The organism is Sulfurimonas denitrificans DSM 1251, from assembly GCF_000012965.1.
Taxonomy (GTDB): Bacteria; Campylobacterota; Campylobacteria; order Campylobacterales; family Sulfurimonadaceae; genus Sulfurimonas; species Sulfurimonas denitrificans.
In genome coordinates, this window is the sequence record NC_007575.1 from 667,387 (window position 1) to 681,185 (window position 13,799).

Below are 13,799 nucleotides of genomic sequence, written 5' to 3' on the forward strand. Positions count from 1 at the left end.
CATGAGCAAATTACAAAAAATCTTAGTTCGTGCCAAACGTCAAGTCTTTAGTGAAATGGTTGGAAACAACCCATCTATTTTTCAAGGCGAGGGTTACGATTTTATAGAGCTTAGAGAGTATATGGCTGGAGATGATATTCGCTTCATTGATTGGAATATCACAGCAAAGATGCAGACTCCCTATATTAAGATATTTAGGCAAGAGAGAGAGTTACATGTAGTGGTGGTGAATGTTCTAAATGGAAGTGTACATTTTGGTTCCAAAAAATTCAAGCAAGAGAGTATTGCAGAGATTTCAGCTGTTTTGGGCTTTTCAACTATAAAAAATGGAGATATTCTAAGCTCATATATCTTTACAGACAAGATGCACTCTTACACAAAACCGAGTAAAAAACTACATCAAATTCACAAAAGTACTGATGATATTTTAAATTTTAATGCGATAAATGAAAAAGTAGATTTCAAATTTATAGCAGATACGCTCTATAAAAGATTGAAAAAAAGGTCTCTTATTATTATAGTAGGGGATTATTTTGAGATACCAGATTTTAGATTATTGGCTAAAAAACATGAGGTTTTATCTGTAATAGTTAGAGACACCTTGGAAGAAAAACCTCCTCCTATGGGTTTTGCTTCTCTCTTAGATCCACAGAGCGCTACTATGCTTGAGGGTGATTTTAGCCATAAAAGTGTTGAAGCTTACGCAAAAAAAGTAAGCGAACATGACCATAAACTATTTGAGGTTTTAAGAAAAGATGGCATTAGGTTTAGAAAAATATATACTCACTCAATTCCAAGTGTAGAGTTACGCAGACTTTTTGAGGGAAGATAATGGAAGCACACCAAAGTTTTGATATACCACTGCATGATATAAAAAATATTGTTGATGTAGAAGAGTATTCACTTTATTATCTCTTGGGAGCCTCTGCATTTGCGCTTCTTGTGCTTCTTGTAGTTGCATATTTTTTCTACATGTGGTTTGGGAAAAAAGACAAATTTAATCTACGCAAAGAGAACTACAAAGCGCTTGGTAGTCTTGATATGAGTGATGCTAAAAAAGCTGCTTACGCTTTAACTTTTTATGGGGCAACCTTTAAAGATGACAGCCCACGCCATTATGAGATGTATCTAAATCTAACTAAGAGACTTGAAGTTTATAAGTACAAAAAAGAGGTTAGCGCATTTGATGATGAGACTAAAGGCTATATTGAACTATACAGAGGTATGATTGATGTTTGATGGAATTTATTTTGAATTTCCTCAAGTTTTTATTATTTTTTTTATCTTTATAGTATGTGCCTTTTTTTGTAAATTAAGGCTTACTTCTATCTATTTTCCTCATGTAGCACAGTTTTTAAAGGGCACAGTTTCATCTTCAAAGAGACTTCTTTTTTTGAAATGGCTTGGAATTTTTATGATGATTGTAGCTCTCATGTCGCCTATAAAAGATGAACCTTACGAGTTAGAGCCAAAAGATGGGTATGAGATAGCTCTGATTTTAGATGCTTCGGAGTCTATGAAAGCGCAAGGTTTTGATGTGCAAAATCAACACTTAAGCAGATTTGATGTCGTAAAAGAGATAGTTAGTGATTTTATCTCACAAAGAAAAAATGACAATATGGGTTTGGTTGTTTTTGGAGCATACTCTTTTATTGCTTCTCCACTAACTTATGATGTAAATATTTTAAATAAAATCCTCTCACAGCTACAAATTGGGATGGCTGGAAAATATACAGCGCTAAATACATCTTTAGCTCAAGGTGCAAATCTTCTAAAGCAGAGTAAATCAAAAACAAAAATAGCGATTTTACTCACAGATGGTTACAGCACCCCGCAAGTCGATACCATTACTCTTGATATCGCTCTAGATATGATAAAAAAAGAGGGGATAAAAGTCTATCCTATTGGGATTGGAATGCCTCATGAATATAATACAGAGGCACTTTTGAAAATTGCAAATGAGAGTGGCGGAGTTGCATTTGGAGCTTCAAGTGCCGCAGAACTTCAAGAAGTCTATAAAAAAATTGATTCCCTTGAGAAGTCAAAGATAAAAAGAGAGAGCTATTCAAACATAAACTATTATTATCAGTTTCCGCTATTTGTGGCGCTTATTGCTCTAATGTTGTATGTATATATAAGAAACAAGAAGGGATACGCATGAGCTTTTTGCATCCAGAGTTTTTGTACTACATGTTACCTCCGCTCTTTATACTATTTGCACTTTTACTTACTCAAAAAGAGGTTTCTGAGCAGTTTTTTAGCCAAGAGGTTATGGATAGACTTAGAGTGCATTCAAACACTTTGACGCCAAAGGCTAGAAATGCTCTTTTTTTTCTTATAGGATTTTTGATAATTATAGCTTTAGCACAACCAGTTATAAAAGAGGCTAAGACTCTGATAAAAGCAAAAAGTGCTGATATTATGATAGCTTTAGATATCTCAGATTCTATGTTAGCTGAGGATGTATATCCAAAGCGCTTAGAATCTGCAAAAAGAAAAGCTTTGGCATTTTTAAAAGAGGCCAAAGATGAGAGAGTTGGAGTAGTTGCTTTTGCAAAAGATTCCTACCTAGTCTCTCCTCTTAGTTTTGATAAACACTCTGTCTCTTTTTTGCTAGAGCAGCTTGACACTACCTCCATAACAGAACAGGGAAGTGATTTTTTATCGGTAATTGGAGCGGTTGAAAAGATACAAAAAGATGAGAAAAAAAAAGTGTTGCTAATACTAAGTGACGGCGGAGATAAGAGTGATTTCTCAGAGGAGATAGCTTTAGCAAAAAAGAGTGGCATCACAATTTTTATCTTAGGCATAGCAACAAAACAGGGCGCACCAATAAAGAGAGAAGATGGAACTTTTATAAAATACAATGATGAGATAATCATCTCAAAATTAAACGAAAACATAGCCTCTCTTGCTACAAAAACGGGTGGAGTTTATATAGAATCAACAACCTCTTTAGAAGATATAAAAAGAGTGATAAAGGAGATAGAGCGAGTAGGTGAGAAAAAAGAGTTAAAGAGCCAAGAGATACAAAAGAGCGAACCTCTCTTTTATTATCCGCTCTCTCTTGCACTCCTTTTGCTTCTTATAGCAATGAGCTCTTTTGGTAGAAAAAATAGCTTACATGTAAGCGTTTTTCTTCTTTTGGCTCTCTCTTTGCATCAAGATGCACAAGCAGGTATTTTTGACTTTATGGATTTAAAAAAGGCAAAAGAAGCTTATAATGGTGCTAACTATGAGGAGTCCGCAAAACTTTATGATGAGTATGCACAAAAGAGTAAAAGCCCTCAGAGTTACTACAACAGCGCTAATGCTTATTATAAACAACAGAAGTATAAAGAGGCAATCGAAGCTTATAACAAAGCTACTTTTGATGATGAATCACAAAGAGCAAAAAAACTCTCAAATCTTGGAAATGCTTATGCAAAAGATGGCGATTTGCAAAAAGCAATAGACTCCTACAAAGAGTCACTAAAGATAGAAGATGACAAAGAGACAAGAGAAAATCTAAGTGAAGTTGAGAAGTTTTTAAAAGAGCAAGAGCAGAAAAAAGAGCAAGAGAATCAACAGAATAAAGATAAAAACAGAGAAGAGAAAGATAAACAAGAGGAAAAAGAGGATAAACAAAAAGAGAGTAGTAAAGAGAAAAATCAAGATAAAGATCAAAGCAAAGAAGAGAAAAAAGATTCTAAAGAGCAGAGCGATAAAGAGCAAGAAGAGAATGATAAAAAAGCCAAAGAGCAAGAAGCAAAAGAGTCTCAAAAAGGCGAGAGTAAAGATGATTTAAAAGATAAAGACTCACATGTAAGTGATAAAAAAGAGTCTCAGATGAGTGAGGCAGAAGAGCAGAAATGGATAAACCAGCTCAAGCAAAACTCAAGCAGTTATCTCTATAAATTAAGTGATGATGAGAAAAAATTATCTAAGGATGAAAAGCCTTGGTAGAAGTTATTTTAAGGAAGAAAATTTGAAAACTATTACAAAAATCATACTGCTATTTTTAATAACAATACATCCGCTCTTTGGCTCACTCTCTTCAAGAGTAGATACAAAAAGCGTTGAACTTGGAGAGGTAGTTACCTTTTCGCTCGATATTTCTGGAGATAAGATACAAAAGAGAGATATTACAAGCATTTGCAACAGCGATGTAATATCTACATCTTCACAAACAAATATGCAGATTATAAATGGAGTTGTTAGCAAAAACTACACACTAAACTATAAGTTTATGCCTCAAAAGAGCTGCCAAATAGAGCCTCTTCAAATAGAGATAGATGGCAAAGTAGAGTTTTCACAAGCGATTGATATAGAGGTAAAAGCTCCAAGACAGAGTAAAGATGCAAATTTTATGCTCTCTTTGAGCACAAATAAAGAAGAACTTTATGTTGGAGAGACATTTGAGTTAACCTTAACATTTAAGCAAAAAAATGGTGCAAACGCACTCGATAGTAAGTTTACACCGCCAGAGTTTAATGGTTTTTGGGTAAGAAGTGAATCACAAGCGCAAAAGACACAAGATGAAAATTACATAACTACAACTATGATTTATACTCTACTTCCTCAAAGAGTTGGGGATTTGAAAATTTCAAGAGCCAAGATGGAGATTGCTTTAAGAGATAATAAAATAGATGCTTGGGGCGGATTTATGCCAACCATCAGATGGAAGAGCTATTTCTCAAATGAGTTATCCGTTAGTGTAAAACCACTCCCAATGGGAGTTACTTTAGTTGGAGATTTTACAATAAATCTTTTGCTTGAAAAAGATGAAATAAATGCAAATGAAGCTTTAAATGCGCTCATTGAGATAAGTGGAGATGGAAACTTTGAAGATATTAAAAGTTTTAAACCATATATAGATTCCGTTGGTGTTTTTGAAGAAAAAGCAGAGATAGGAGAGTCTAAGCTCTCTCAAAAAATTACTTTCGTAGCACAGAATGATTTTACAATCCCGCCATTTGAGATTAAATATTTTGATATAAACACAAAAGAGATAAAAAGTATATCTACAAAAGAGGTACATGTAAGAGTAAAAAATGCGAAGCCACAAAAGGAGTTAATTGTAAAAACTGATGATGAGCAAATCATTAAAAACAGTGACGTTTCTATAAATGATGGTTATGACAAAATTTCTATTTTTATAGCTTTGATAGCAGGAGCACTCTTAGGTGCAATGCTTATGTTGCTCAAGCCGTTAATAAGTTTTAAAAGAGCAAAAAAAAGCTCCATAAAAGAGCCAAGAGTGGTTTTAGCAAAGCTCCTGCAACATAAAGATGATGAAGAGGCAAGGAGAATTATAGATAAATTGGAGCAAAATATCTACAAAAACAAAAGCATAGAGATAGATAAAAAAGCTCTAAGAGAGCTCCTTAAAAGGCTAAAGATAGATTAGTCTAAAATATCATGGAGTCTGTTGCCAGCCTCTATGTTTTTGTGAACTTCATCCCACTCATCATTTTTTATATGCTCTTTTAAGATGCTTAACTCCTTTTCAAAAAGCTCGATTGCTTCGAGCAGATTTGTTTTGTTTTGTCTAAAAATATCTTCCCACATATTTGCAGAACTTTTAGCAAGGCGGCTCATTGAGCGAAATCCACCAGCAGCTAGAGCTAAGATATTGCGCTTATTTTCTTGATTCATTACAGTATTTGCAAGAGAGTATGAGATAGCATGAGGCATATGAGAAATAAAAGCCGCATGGCGATCATGCTGATGCGCTGACATTGAATGTAACTTCATGTTAAGGGCTTTAAATATTTTTTTTGCAATATTCGCTTGAAGTTCTCCACTATTTTCAATGTCACATAAAACTACAACTTGCCCATTGTATAAGTTATCAATTGCAGCACGTGGACCAAAATTTTCTGTTCCAGTCATCGGATGTGCTGCTACAAAGTTCTTTCTGATTTTGCTAGAAATTGAGTCTATAATCTTTGCTTTTGTACTTCCCAAATCTATGATTGTTGTACTCTCTCTCACATCTAAGAGATTCTCAAATGCCGAAATTACGCCATCAACTGGTATTGCTAAGAAGATAACATCATAATTTTTAACTTCATCAAACTCTACAATCTTATCAACAAGACCAAGCTCTAACGCCTCTTTTTGATGATTTATATTGTGATCACTTCCTACAATATTTTCTATAAAATCTATATTTTTGAGGCTCTTAGCGAGTGATCCACCCATAAGCCCTAACCCTACAATTGCTATATTCATCTGTTTTCTTCTTTTTTATTTGCCAAATTATACAAAATTTACTTAACATTAACCTCATAAAAGGTAGAATCTTCTCTTATTTTACAATTTGGAAAATCAATGAGAATATTCTTAGCAATAGTTCTAACCCTCTTAGCGATAAACTCTTTCGCACAAACAATCAAATCAATCAAATATAACGGTATGGTTCAAATATCAGAATCAGTGGCACTTAGGATGTTAAAGTTTGAAGTAGGCGATAACGTAAGTGATGAAAAAATTGATGAATCAATAAAGGCATATCATAAACAGGGATATTTTGAAGATATTTGGGTTGATGTAGATAAAGATGGAGTGTTGACATTTCACTTTAAAGAGAAACCTCTTATCTCAAAGATTGAGTTAAAAGGGTGGAAAGAGAATGATGCTGAGATTATAGATAGTGTAATTCAGATTAAAACAGGTGCTCTTTATGATGAGAAGAAGATAGAAGCTGCAAAGAAAAGAATTATTGAAGCAATCAATCAAGAGGCGAAAATTGACAGCGTTGTGGAGATTTCCAAAGAGCTTTTAGATAACGGAAGCTACAAAGTCACCTTTTTAGTAAATGAGGGTGAAGAGATTATTATAGAAGAGTTACTCTACAGTGGAGTAATTGGAGTAGATAGTGATGATTTTGATAGCATGATTGCTAACAAAGAGAGAGAGTTTATGGGTTGGTTTTGGGGTAGAAATGATGGGAAGATGAAAGTTGCTGATTTAGCTTACGACCCACTGCGAATTCGTGATTTTTATATGCAACATGGTTATTTGGATGCTGAAATCAAGGAGCCATTTGTAAGAGTAAACTTTGATAATTATAAAGCAGATATGAGCTATCAGATAAAAGAGGGTGAAGTTTACTCAATCAGTGCAATTACAATTGAACAAGATAAAGAAGTTATAGATAATGCTAAGATAAAAGAGCTGTTAAATTTAAAAGTTGGTGATGTATTTAATATAGAGACTTTCCGCAACGATTCACAAAAAATTAAAACACTTATAGCTGACCTTAGCTACGCATTTGTTCAGGTTGTACCAGATCTTAAAAAAGACAAAGACAAAAGAGAAGTAGAAGTTGTATTTAAAGTTTCTCCAGGAGACAAGGTAAAGATAAGAAATGTAGTTATCTCAGGAAACAGCAGAACATTAGATAGAATCATAAGAAGAGAGTTGTATCTAGGGCCTGGCGATATGTACTCTCTTACCGACCTCTCTGATTCCAGAAATGCACTTGGACGATTAGGTTTCTTTGATGGAAATACAATAGAAGAGAAGAGAGTTGACAACTCAACTATGGATTTGGTTGTTAAAGTAAAAGAAGCTCCTACTGGAAATATTCAATTAGGTGGTGGATATGGAAGTTATGGCGGACTTTTAGTCAGCGTTGCTGTTGATGATAGAAATGTTTGGGGATCAGGAATTGATGTGGGAGTAAAAGCGGAACGCTCGTCACTCTCATCTAATTACTCTTTTTCTATCTCTAACCAAAGATTAAATGATAGTGATTTTAGCGGAAATTTCTCAATCTATACATCTAGTTTTGAATATCAAGATTATACTATTATGTCTGATGGATTAAGTGCTGGTTTGGGATATAGATTTACAAGGTATATAAGCGGACATTTGGGCTATAACTACTCTAAAAATAAGTATGATATAGAAGAGGATGCAAACTTAACTTATATTAATGATTACATGTTTCAAGACTATACAAAAAGCTCTGTAGTGGCAAGTGTAAAGTATGATGATACTGATGATTTTTATCTTCCAAGAAAAGGTGTTATGCTCTCACAAAGTGTTGAGAATGCAGGTATTGGTGGTGAAGCAAAATTTATGAAAACAAGAACAACTTTTGGTGCTTATAAAGGGCTTGAAGAGTATGTTGGATTTGATTTAATCTCAAGATATAAAGCTAAGATAAGCTATGTTAAAGATATGGGCTTTTTACCAATTGCAGAGAAGTTTTACTTGGGTGGAATAGGAAGCGTTAGAGGATATGAATCCTACTCTTTATCTCCAACAACAAAAAAGGATGCCACTGCATCTGATGGTATAAGAAGATACGGAGGAGAGTATAGTGCTACAAACAGCTTTGAGTTGAGCTTTCCTCTTGTTCCAAAAGCAAAGATGCGTTTAGTTACTTATCTTGACTGGGGCTATATCGGAACGAGTGAGAAGAGTAATAATACATATTTAGTTGAAAACCTCTCAAGAGGCGGTTTTGGTGCTGGACTTGAGTGGTTCTCTCCAGTTGGACCGATTCAGTTGATGTTCTCAAAACCTTTAGGAAGCAAAGATGGAGACAAAACTTCAGTATTTGAATTTACTATGGGACAAAGATTTTAAAATATAATACAGAGCGCTTTTTTTGCGCTTTGCTGCTCATAAAGCAAGAGAGATATTTCTCTCTGCAAACCTCACAGATACCAACTAAAAGAAAATACTTATAGAAATTTCACCATAAGAGGGCTGTTTTTTAATGGTTCTAACTTCTCTACACACTCTCTTGCTAGATAGAGAGAATTTTTTGATTCAACCTCAATCGTATCATCTCTAAGTGTTAGTTTAAAATCAATGTTTCTTGGCATATGAGAAAGCAGTGCAACACTCAAAGAAAGAATATAGCTCAACGCATTTAATTGCTCGTTATGAGGAAGAAGGGAACTAAATTTATCCACATGTGAAGCAGATGGTAGTTTTCTTTTTGAAAATCTTGCAAGTGTCGCAATAAGAGCAATCTGCTCATGAGTAAATCCAAATTCTAGCGCATCTTGTATAAGTTCATAACTATGCTTATTAGAAGAATAGAAGTGAATAGAATTTCCGCTCATACATAATTTTGAAGCGATAGATAACTCATGGCGATATTTTTTATCCATATTTAATCTATCAGCAACTAAGTCAAATAACTCTTTTGAAACTCTGCTTATCTGATTTGCGTATGAAATATTTTCAATATAAGCATCAAGAATATAGCGAACTGAAGTGTTGTAGTTAAGTGGAAATCTATCATTTGATGTTCTAAGCAAGTCTGCTAAAAAAACCCCTTCTCTGACACCTACGCCACTAGTTAAGAGCTCTTTTATATTAAATTTCTTAAAAACTCTAAGAAGGATAAGTGCACCAGATTTGATAACATCAAATCTTGAACTTTTAATGCCTAGTTTTTTTAAATTTTCATCATCACTAGATAATATTTTTTCTAAAAACTCTTCAAAATCATCATAAGATGGTTTGTATGCATGTAGTTTATCCATTGGATAGTTGCTATTTGTCAGTATGGCAGAAGAGATTGCTCTAAATGTTCCACCTATCCCAATTATAGTTGAAGCGTCCATTTCGTCTAAGAGTGCTAACTCTTTATCGATATACTCTTTTGCACCATCTATATTATTAAAATCAAAGAAAAGCTCTTTTAGACGCACTGTTCCAAGGTTTAGTGATACGCTTTTTAAAATATTTTTTTTACTTATTAGAGCGAACTCTGTTGAGCCCCCGCCAATATCTATACTAAGGGCGCTTTGTTGCTCTGGAAGAAGATTTGCACAGGCAATGGCTCCAAGGTAGGCTTCTCTTTGCCCATCAATTACTTTGATGTTTAATCCAAGGCAATTTTTGACTCTATTTAAAAACTCTTTTTTATTGGGTGCATCTCTAAGTGCAGAGGTTGCAACACAAAGAGTTTTTCTTGCTTTAAAAGATGCAATTATTGGGATAAAATTACTTAGTGCATCAAAAGCTCTCTGCATTGGAATTTCTTGAAGATTTCCACCGTTTTGATATGCATTTTGGGATATTCTTACTCTGCTTTTTGCTTCATAAAGGATATGAAAAGCAAAGCGAGAGGTTTTTTCATAGATAACCATTCTAAGCGAATTAGAACCTATATCTATGACTGCTACACGTTTCGCCATAAAGAAGCTTAAAGCTCCTCTTCTTGTAGATGCTTATATTTAAATTGAAGTTCAGCAATTGATTCAACATTGTCTTTATCTGGAATAATACAATCAACAGGACAGACAGATATACATGCTGGTTCATCATAAACGCCAACACATTCAGTACAGCGATCTGGATCTATAAAGTAGATCGGGTCGCCCTCTTCAATAGCGATAGTAGGGCACTCTTCACGGCATGCATCGCATGCAATACACTCATCATTTATTATTAAAGCCATTAAAATACCTCATAGTTGTTATCCAATTTAAATATATTATTTAGTATATATTTTAATCTGCACGATTTATAGCTAAATATAGCTTTATTGTTTTTTAAACAGAGTTATTTGTCTATTTGCTTGGTAGAATACATGATAGTTTGGAGTTAAGATTTAATGAGGCAACTGTTCCGCTAACCCCATCAGTTCTATTTTTTATATTTATTTTTGCACCTAGCGCATCAGCGCCGCTCTTAGCTAAAAATAGTCCAAGCCCAACGCCTGGTTTATTTCCCTCTCTTTTAAAAGGGGCATACAAATCAGAACTCTCATCTATACCGCACCCTTCATCAATAACTTCAATAAGAAGACCATAGCTATTTAAAGAACTTTGTAGCAAAACTTTTTTATTTTTTTGGGTAAATTTAAGAGCATTTTGAAGAAAGTTTTGTACTATCTGATTTAAAAGTCCAACCTGTAAAATCGCCATAAAACCGTTCGGTTGGAAATTCATCTCAAGAGTTTTGCCCTCATTTGCTGCAAGAAGGTTAAAATCATCAGCTTTTTGCTTCAAAATAGCAATTACATCAACCTCTTGAGGTTTCTCCAGTTGCATGCCCTCTTGACGACCTATGTTTAAGATATTTGAGACGATTATATTCATCTCATCTACTGTTTTGTTTGTGACTTTTAGAGCCTCAATATACTCTTCAGGAGTTCGTTTTTTGATAAGAGTTACTTGGTTTTTTAGCTTTATTACAGCAAGAGGTGTTTTTAGCTCATGTGCTGTTCCGATGAAGAGCTCTTTTTGGTATTTTACAAAGTTTTGAATTCTTAAAATAAGATGGTTTATGGTGGCTCCAAGTGGCTCAAACTCCTCTGGTAACTCCTCAACAATAATAGGACGCATAAGATGCTCATTCATGTTGGAGAGTTTGTTACTAAGAGTTTTTACAGGAGAAACCAGCATTTTGGATAAACCTATTGCATATATAATAACAAGTAAAAATCCAGCAACATTGATAACTAAAAGATAGTTAAAAATTTTATTTAAAAGAGTTCGCGTTTGAGTTATATCTTTTGTTATTTTAAGATAGCTAAGATCATCAAAATTAAAAGGGTGGATAAGTGTCAAAAAAGATTTTTTATTTTTTGTAGTTTCGTAAAAATCAAGAGTTAAATGTTGAGTATTTAGGTACATAATCTCAATATTAAGACCTAAATACTCCTCTGCAGTAGGTACATCTGAGCCATAAATAGACTCATTACTAGAGGCATTTTTAGCATAAACCGAAAGCTCTTCATGTTTTTCATCTATAATTGATTTTTCAATATAAAAGTATAATAGAGATGAAAAAATAATAATCAAAGAAGCAGAAGCAATGATAAGTTGTATTAAAAAACTTTGTCTAATGCTTCTTTGAGAGAACATGTATCCACCTATATTTAAGGAAAAAAGTCCATAATTGTAACCAATACTTTAAAATAAGAACTTAAATCTTACTGCTTATATAATAGCTCTACTCTTTATAGATAGCATTGGAAAATAAAAGTGATTAAAAGATGAAGAGTAAAAAGGAGAAGCTCTTTTTTACTCTTTAGTAGAAGTTTAGTTTATCTCTTTTGGAAAACAGAAACGGTAACCACGACGACGAACAGTCTCAATTGTTGTAATCCCTAAAGGTTTGTCCATTTTTTGTCTGATTTGATTGATTGCAACTTCAATTACGTTTGGAGTAACAAGTTCTGGCTCTTCCCAGATAGCGTCAAGTAGTTGTTCTTTTGAAACTATTTGATCACGGTGACGAGCTAGGTGAGTTAAAACTTCAAAAGGTTTTCCTTTTAACTCTATTTCAACTTCTTTATAAGTGATTTTTTCTTCTTCAGGGTTGATTATTAAATCTTGAATTTCAATTATATTGCTACCACCAAAACGAAGACGTGCTTCAAGACGTGCAACTAAAACATCAAAATCAAATGGTTTTCTGATATAGTCATCAGCGCCGCTTTTTAGTGCTTCAATTTCGCTCTCATTATCGTCTCTAGCCGATAAAACAACAACAACAGTTTTTGGAGTTTTTGTTTTAATGTCTCCTATGATATCAATACTATTTCCATCTGGAAGCATCCAATCCATTAGAACTAAATCATAATTACGAATGTCAAGATAGTACTCTCCATCTTTTAGAGTCTCTACAACGTCACTTTGGTAGCCAAACTCTTTTAGCCCCTCTGCTAGCATTTTATTTAATGTAACTTCATCTTCTATTATAAGAATGCGCATAAATTTATGTCCTATGAGTGAATATTTTGGCGAAATCATATCATAATTTTAGGTTAACTTAAAGATAATTTCAATTATTTTTAATAAATCTTTAACTTAGAATTAAGATTCAAAAATAACAAAATCACTTACACTTACCATACACTCGGGTAAAATTGATGGTTTTGTTATTTTTAAATTTATGCTTTTAATGCCGTTGAATTTTTTATTTAACTTTAAATTTATCTCTTTTAAAGCATCTTCTATAAGAAAAAATTCATTTTTTATCATAATTTCTTTGATAAAATCAACAACTTTTGCATAATCTATAAAGTGTTTAATATGCTCATAATCAATATTAAGATTTATAATAACCTCTTGAGGAGTCACTCTCTCAAAATCCAAAATTCCAATGATACATTTAAACTTTAGATTTTCTACATGTATTGTCATACAACTCGTTTTTCTTCACCCTTGAATAGGCGAATGATATTTGGTATATGTTTATATAAAAGTACAAAACCGATGATAATTACTGGAGCATGAGCCATGTCTGGGTGGAGTATGAAACTAGCTACTATTAGTGCGCCAAGAGCTGTGAGTGAAGATAGTGAAGAGATGCGGATAAATTTAGCACCTAACGCCCAAACAACAAGAGCTATAATTGTCTCTAGCGGAAGCATAAACATCATAACACCCATGCCTGTTGCAACGCCTTTTCCGCCTTCAAAACCTAGATAAGGAGAGTAGCAATGACCCAAGACTGCTAAAACAGAGATGCCCCAAAGTGTTGCTTCACTTACTCCATAAAAATATGCAAATAGTAAAACTAAAACACCTTTGAGCGCATCAAGTAGAAGAGTTGCTGCTCCTAATTTTTTTGCCAATGCTGGGTTGCTCTGTTTTACAACTCTTAAAACATTTGTTGCTCCAATGCTTCCAGAGCCGCTTGATTTTACATCTACACCCGCATACTTTTTAGCTAAAAGAAGACCAAATGGAATAGCACCTATGAGATAGGCTGCTATAAAAAACTGAGCATTTGTGTTGAATAAAAAATCCATTAAAAACCTTAAGAAAAAATTTGAGTAATTGTACTTTAGATATGATTATAGAGATATAAAATATCTGTAATACTCTTTT

13 protein-coding genes are annotated in these 13,799 nt (G+C 33.6%); 6 read left to right on the plus strand and 7 right to left on the minus strand.

Annotated elements, in window-relative coordinates:
• Nucleotide 1 precedes the first annotated feature (1 nt).
• From SUDEN_RS03430 to SUDEN_RS03450, 5 genes are read left to right on the plus strand one after another with little or no spacing between them, the layout of a single operon-like run.
• Nucleotides 2-832, plus strand: coding sequence for a DUF58 domain-containing protein (locus SUDEN_RS03430; RefSeq protein ID WP_011372287.1), 831 nt, complete (start codon nucleotides 2-4; stop codon nucleotides 830-832).
• Nucleotides 832-1,239: a hypothetical protein gene (locus tag SUDEN_RS03435; RefSeq protein ID WP_011372288.1), complete on the plus strand. Its 408-nt coding sequence runs from the start codon at nucleotides 832-834 to the stop codon at nucleotides 1,237-1,239. Before SUDEN_RS03430 ends, SUDEN_RS03435 begins: the two co-directional genes overlap by 1 nt.
• A complete protein-coding gene (locus SUDEN_RS03440; RefSeq protein ID WP_011372289.1) occupies nucleotides 1,232-2,161 on the plus strand; it encodes a VWA domain-containing protein in 930 nt (309 codons plus the stop codon). Before SUDEN_RS03435 ends, SUDEN_RS03440 begins: the two co-directional genes overlap by 8 nt.
• On the plus strand, nucleotides 2,158-3,945 hold the full coding sequence (locus tag SUDEN_RS03445; RefSeq protein ID WP_011372290.1) for a vWA domain-containing protein: 1,788 nt from the start codon (nucleotides 2,158-2,160) through the stop codon (nucleotides 3,943-3,945). The genes SUDEN_RS03440 and SUDEN_RS03445 overlap by 4 nt, the downstream gene beginning before the upstream one ends.
• Nucleotides 3,946-3,967: 22 nt before the next feature.
• A complete protein-coding gene (locus tag SUDEN_RS03450) occupies nucleotides 3,968-5,389 on the plus strand; it encodes a BatD family protein (RefSeq protein ID WP_041672190.1) in 1,422 nt (473 codons plus the stop codon).
• Here SUDEN_RS03450 and SUDEN_RS03455 read toward each other — a convergent pair.
• Nucleotides 5,386-6,216, minus strand: coding sequence for a prephenate dehydrogenase (locus SUDEN_RS03455; RefSeq protein WP_011372292.1), 831 nt, complete (start codon nucleotides 6,214-6,216; stop codon nucleotides 5,386-5,388). The genes SUDEN_RS03450 and SUDEN_RS03455 overlap by 4 nt on opposite strands.
• Before the next feature lie 99 nt (nucleotides 6,217-6,315).
• On the opposite strand from SUDEN_RS03455, the gene bamA reads away from it, so the two are divergent.
• Complete coding sequence (bamA, locus tag SUDEN_RS03460; protein ID WP_011372293.1) at nucleotides 6,316-8,583, plus strand: outer membrane protein assembly factor BamA; 2,268 nt, start codon at nucleotides 6,316-6,318, stop codon at nucleotides 8,581-8,583.
• A gap of 98 nt (nucleotides 8,584-8,681) precedes the next feature.
• Here bamA and SUDEN_RS03465 read toward each other — a convergent pair whose 3' ends face one another.
• The 6 genes from SUDEN_RS03465 to plsY all read right to left on the minus strand — a co-directional run bounded on the left by SUDEN_RS03465 (nucleotide 8,682) and on the right by plsY (nucleotide 13,720).
• On the minus strand, nucleotides 8,682-10,151 hold the full coding sequence (locus tag SUDEN_RS03465; protein WP_011372294.1) for a Ppx/GppA phosphatase family protein: 1,470 nt from the start codon (nucleotides 10,149-10,151) through the stop codon (nucleotides 8,682-8,684).
• 8 nt (nucleotides 10,152-10,159) lie between these two features.
• The gene (locus SUDEN_RS03470) at nucleotides 10,160-10,414 is read right to left on the minus strand and encodes a YfhL family 4Fe-4S dicluster ferredoxin (RefSeq protein WP_011372295.1); all 255 of its coding nucleotides are present in this window, start codon (nucleotides 10,412-10,414) and stop codon (nucleotides 10,160-10,162) included.
• A 112-nt stretch (nucleotides 10,415-10,526) separates the two neighbouring features.
• The gene (locus SUDEN_RS03475) at nucleotides 10,527-11,825 is read right to left on the minus strand and encodes a sensor histidine kinase (protein WP_011372296.1); all 1,299 of its coding nucleotides are present in this window, start codon (nucleotides 11,823-11,825) and stop codon (nucleotides 10,527-10,529) included.
• Between the two features lie 177 nt (nucleotides 11,826-12,002).
• Entirely contained in the window at nucleotides 12,003-12,677 is a 675-nt protein-coding gene (gene hsrA / locus SUDEN_RS03480; protein ID WP_041672191.1) for a homeostatic response regulator transcription factor HsrA, read from the minus strand.
• A 102-nt stretch (nucleotides 12,678-12,779) separates the two neighbouring features.
• A complete protein-coding gene (locus SUDEN_RS03485; RefSeq protein WP_011372298.1) occupies nucleotides 12,780-13,109 on the minus strand; it encodes a dihydroneopterin aldolase in 330 nt (109 codons plus the stop codon).
• Entirely contained in the window at nucleotides 13,106-13,720 is a 615-nt protein-coding gene (plsY, locus tag SUDEN_RS03490) for a glycerol-3-phosphate 1-O-acyltransferase PlsY (RefSeq protein ID WP_011372299.1), read from the minus strand. The genes SUDEN_RS03485 and plsY overlap by 4 nt, the downstream gene beginning before the upstream one ends.
• Nucleotides 13,721-13,799: the final 79 nt, after the last annotated feature.

Coding starts and splice junctions, on each gene's coding strand:
- SUDEN_RS03430 (WP_011372287.1), top strand. CDS start 2: ATGAGCAAATTACAAAAAATCTTAGTTCGTGCCAAACGTCAAGTCTTT.
- SUDEN_RS03435 (WP_011372288.1), top strand. CDS start 832: ATGGAAGCACACCAAAGTTTTGATATACCACTGCATGATATAAAAAAT.
- SUDEN_RS03440 (WP_011372289.1), top strand. CDS start 1,232: ATGTTTGATGGAATTTATTTTGAATTTCCTCAAGTTTTTATTATTTTT.
- SUDEN_RS03445 (WP_011372290.1), top strand. CDS start 2,158: ATGAGCTTTTTGCATCCAGAGTTTTTGTACTACATGTTACCTCCGCTC.
- SUDEN_RS03455 (WP_011372292.1), bottom strand. CDS start 6,216: ATGAATATAGCAATTGTAGGGTTAGGGCTTATGGGTGGATCACTCGCT.
- bamA (WP_011372293.1), top strand. CDS start 6,316: ATGAGAATATTCTTAGCAATAGTTCTAACCCTCTTAGCGATAAACTCT.
- SUDEN_RS03465 (WP_011372294.1), bottom strand. CDS start 10,151: ATGGCGAAACGTGTAGCAGTCATAGATATAGGTTCTAATTCGCTTAGA.
- SUDEN_RS03470 (WP_011372295.1), bottom strand. CDS start 10,414: ATGGCTTTAATAATAAATGATGAGTGTATTGCATGCGATGCATGCCGT.
- SUDEN_RS03475 (WP_011372296.1), bottom strand. CDS start 11,825: ATGTTCTCTCAAAGAAGCATTAGACAAAGTTTTTTAATACAACTTATC.
- hsrA (WP_041672191.1), bottom strand. CDS start 12,677: ATGCGCATTCTTATAATAGAAGATGAAGTTACATTAAATAAAATGCTA.
- SUDEN_RS03485 (WP_011372298.1), bottom strand. CDS start 13,109: ATGACAATACATGTAGAAAATCTAAAGTTTAAATGTATCATTGGAATT.
- plsY (WP_011372299.1), bottom strand. CDS start 13,720: ATGGATTTTTTATTCAACACAAATGCTCAGTTTTTTATAGCAGCCTAT.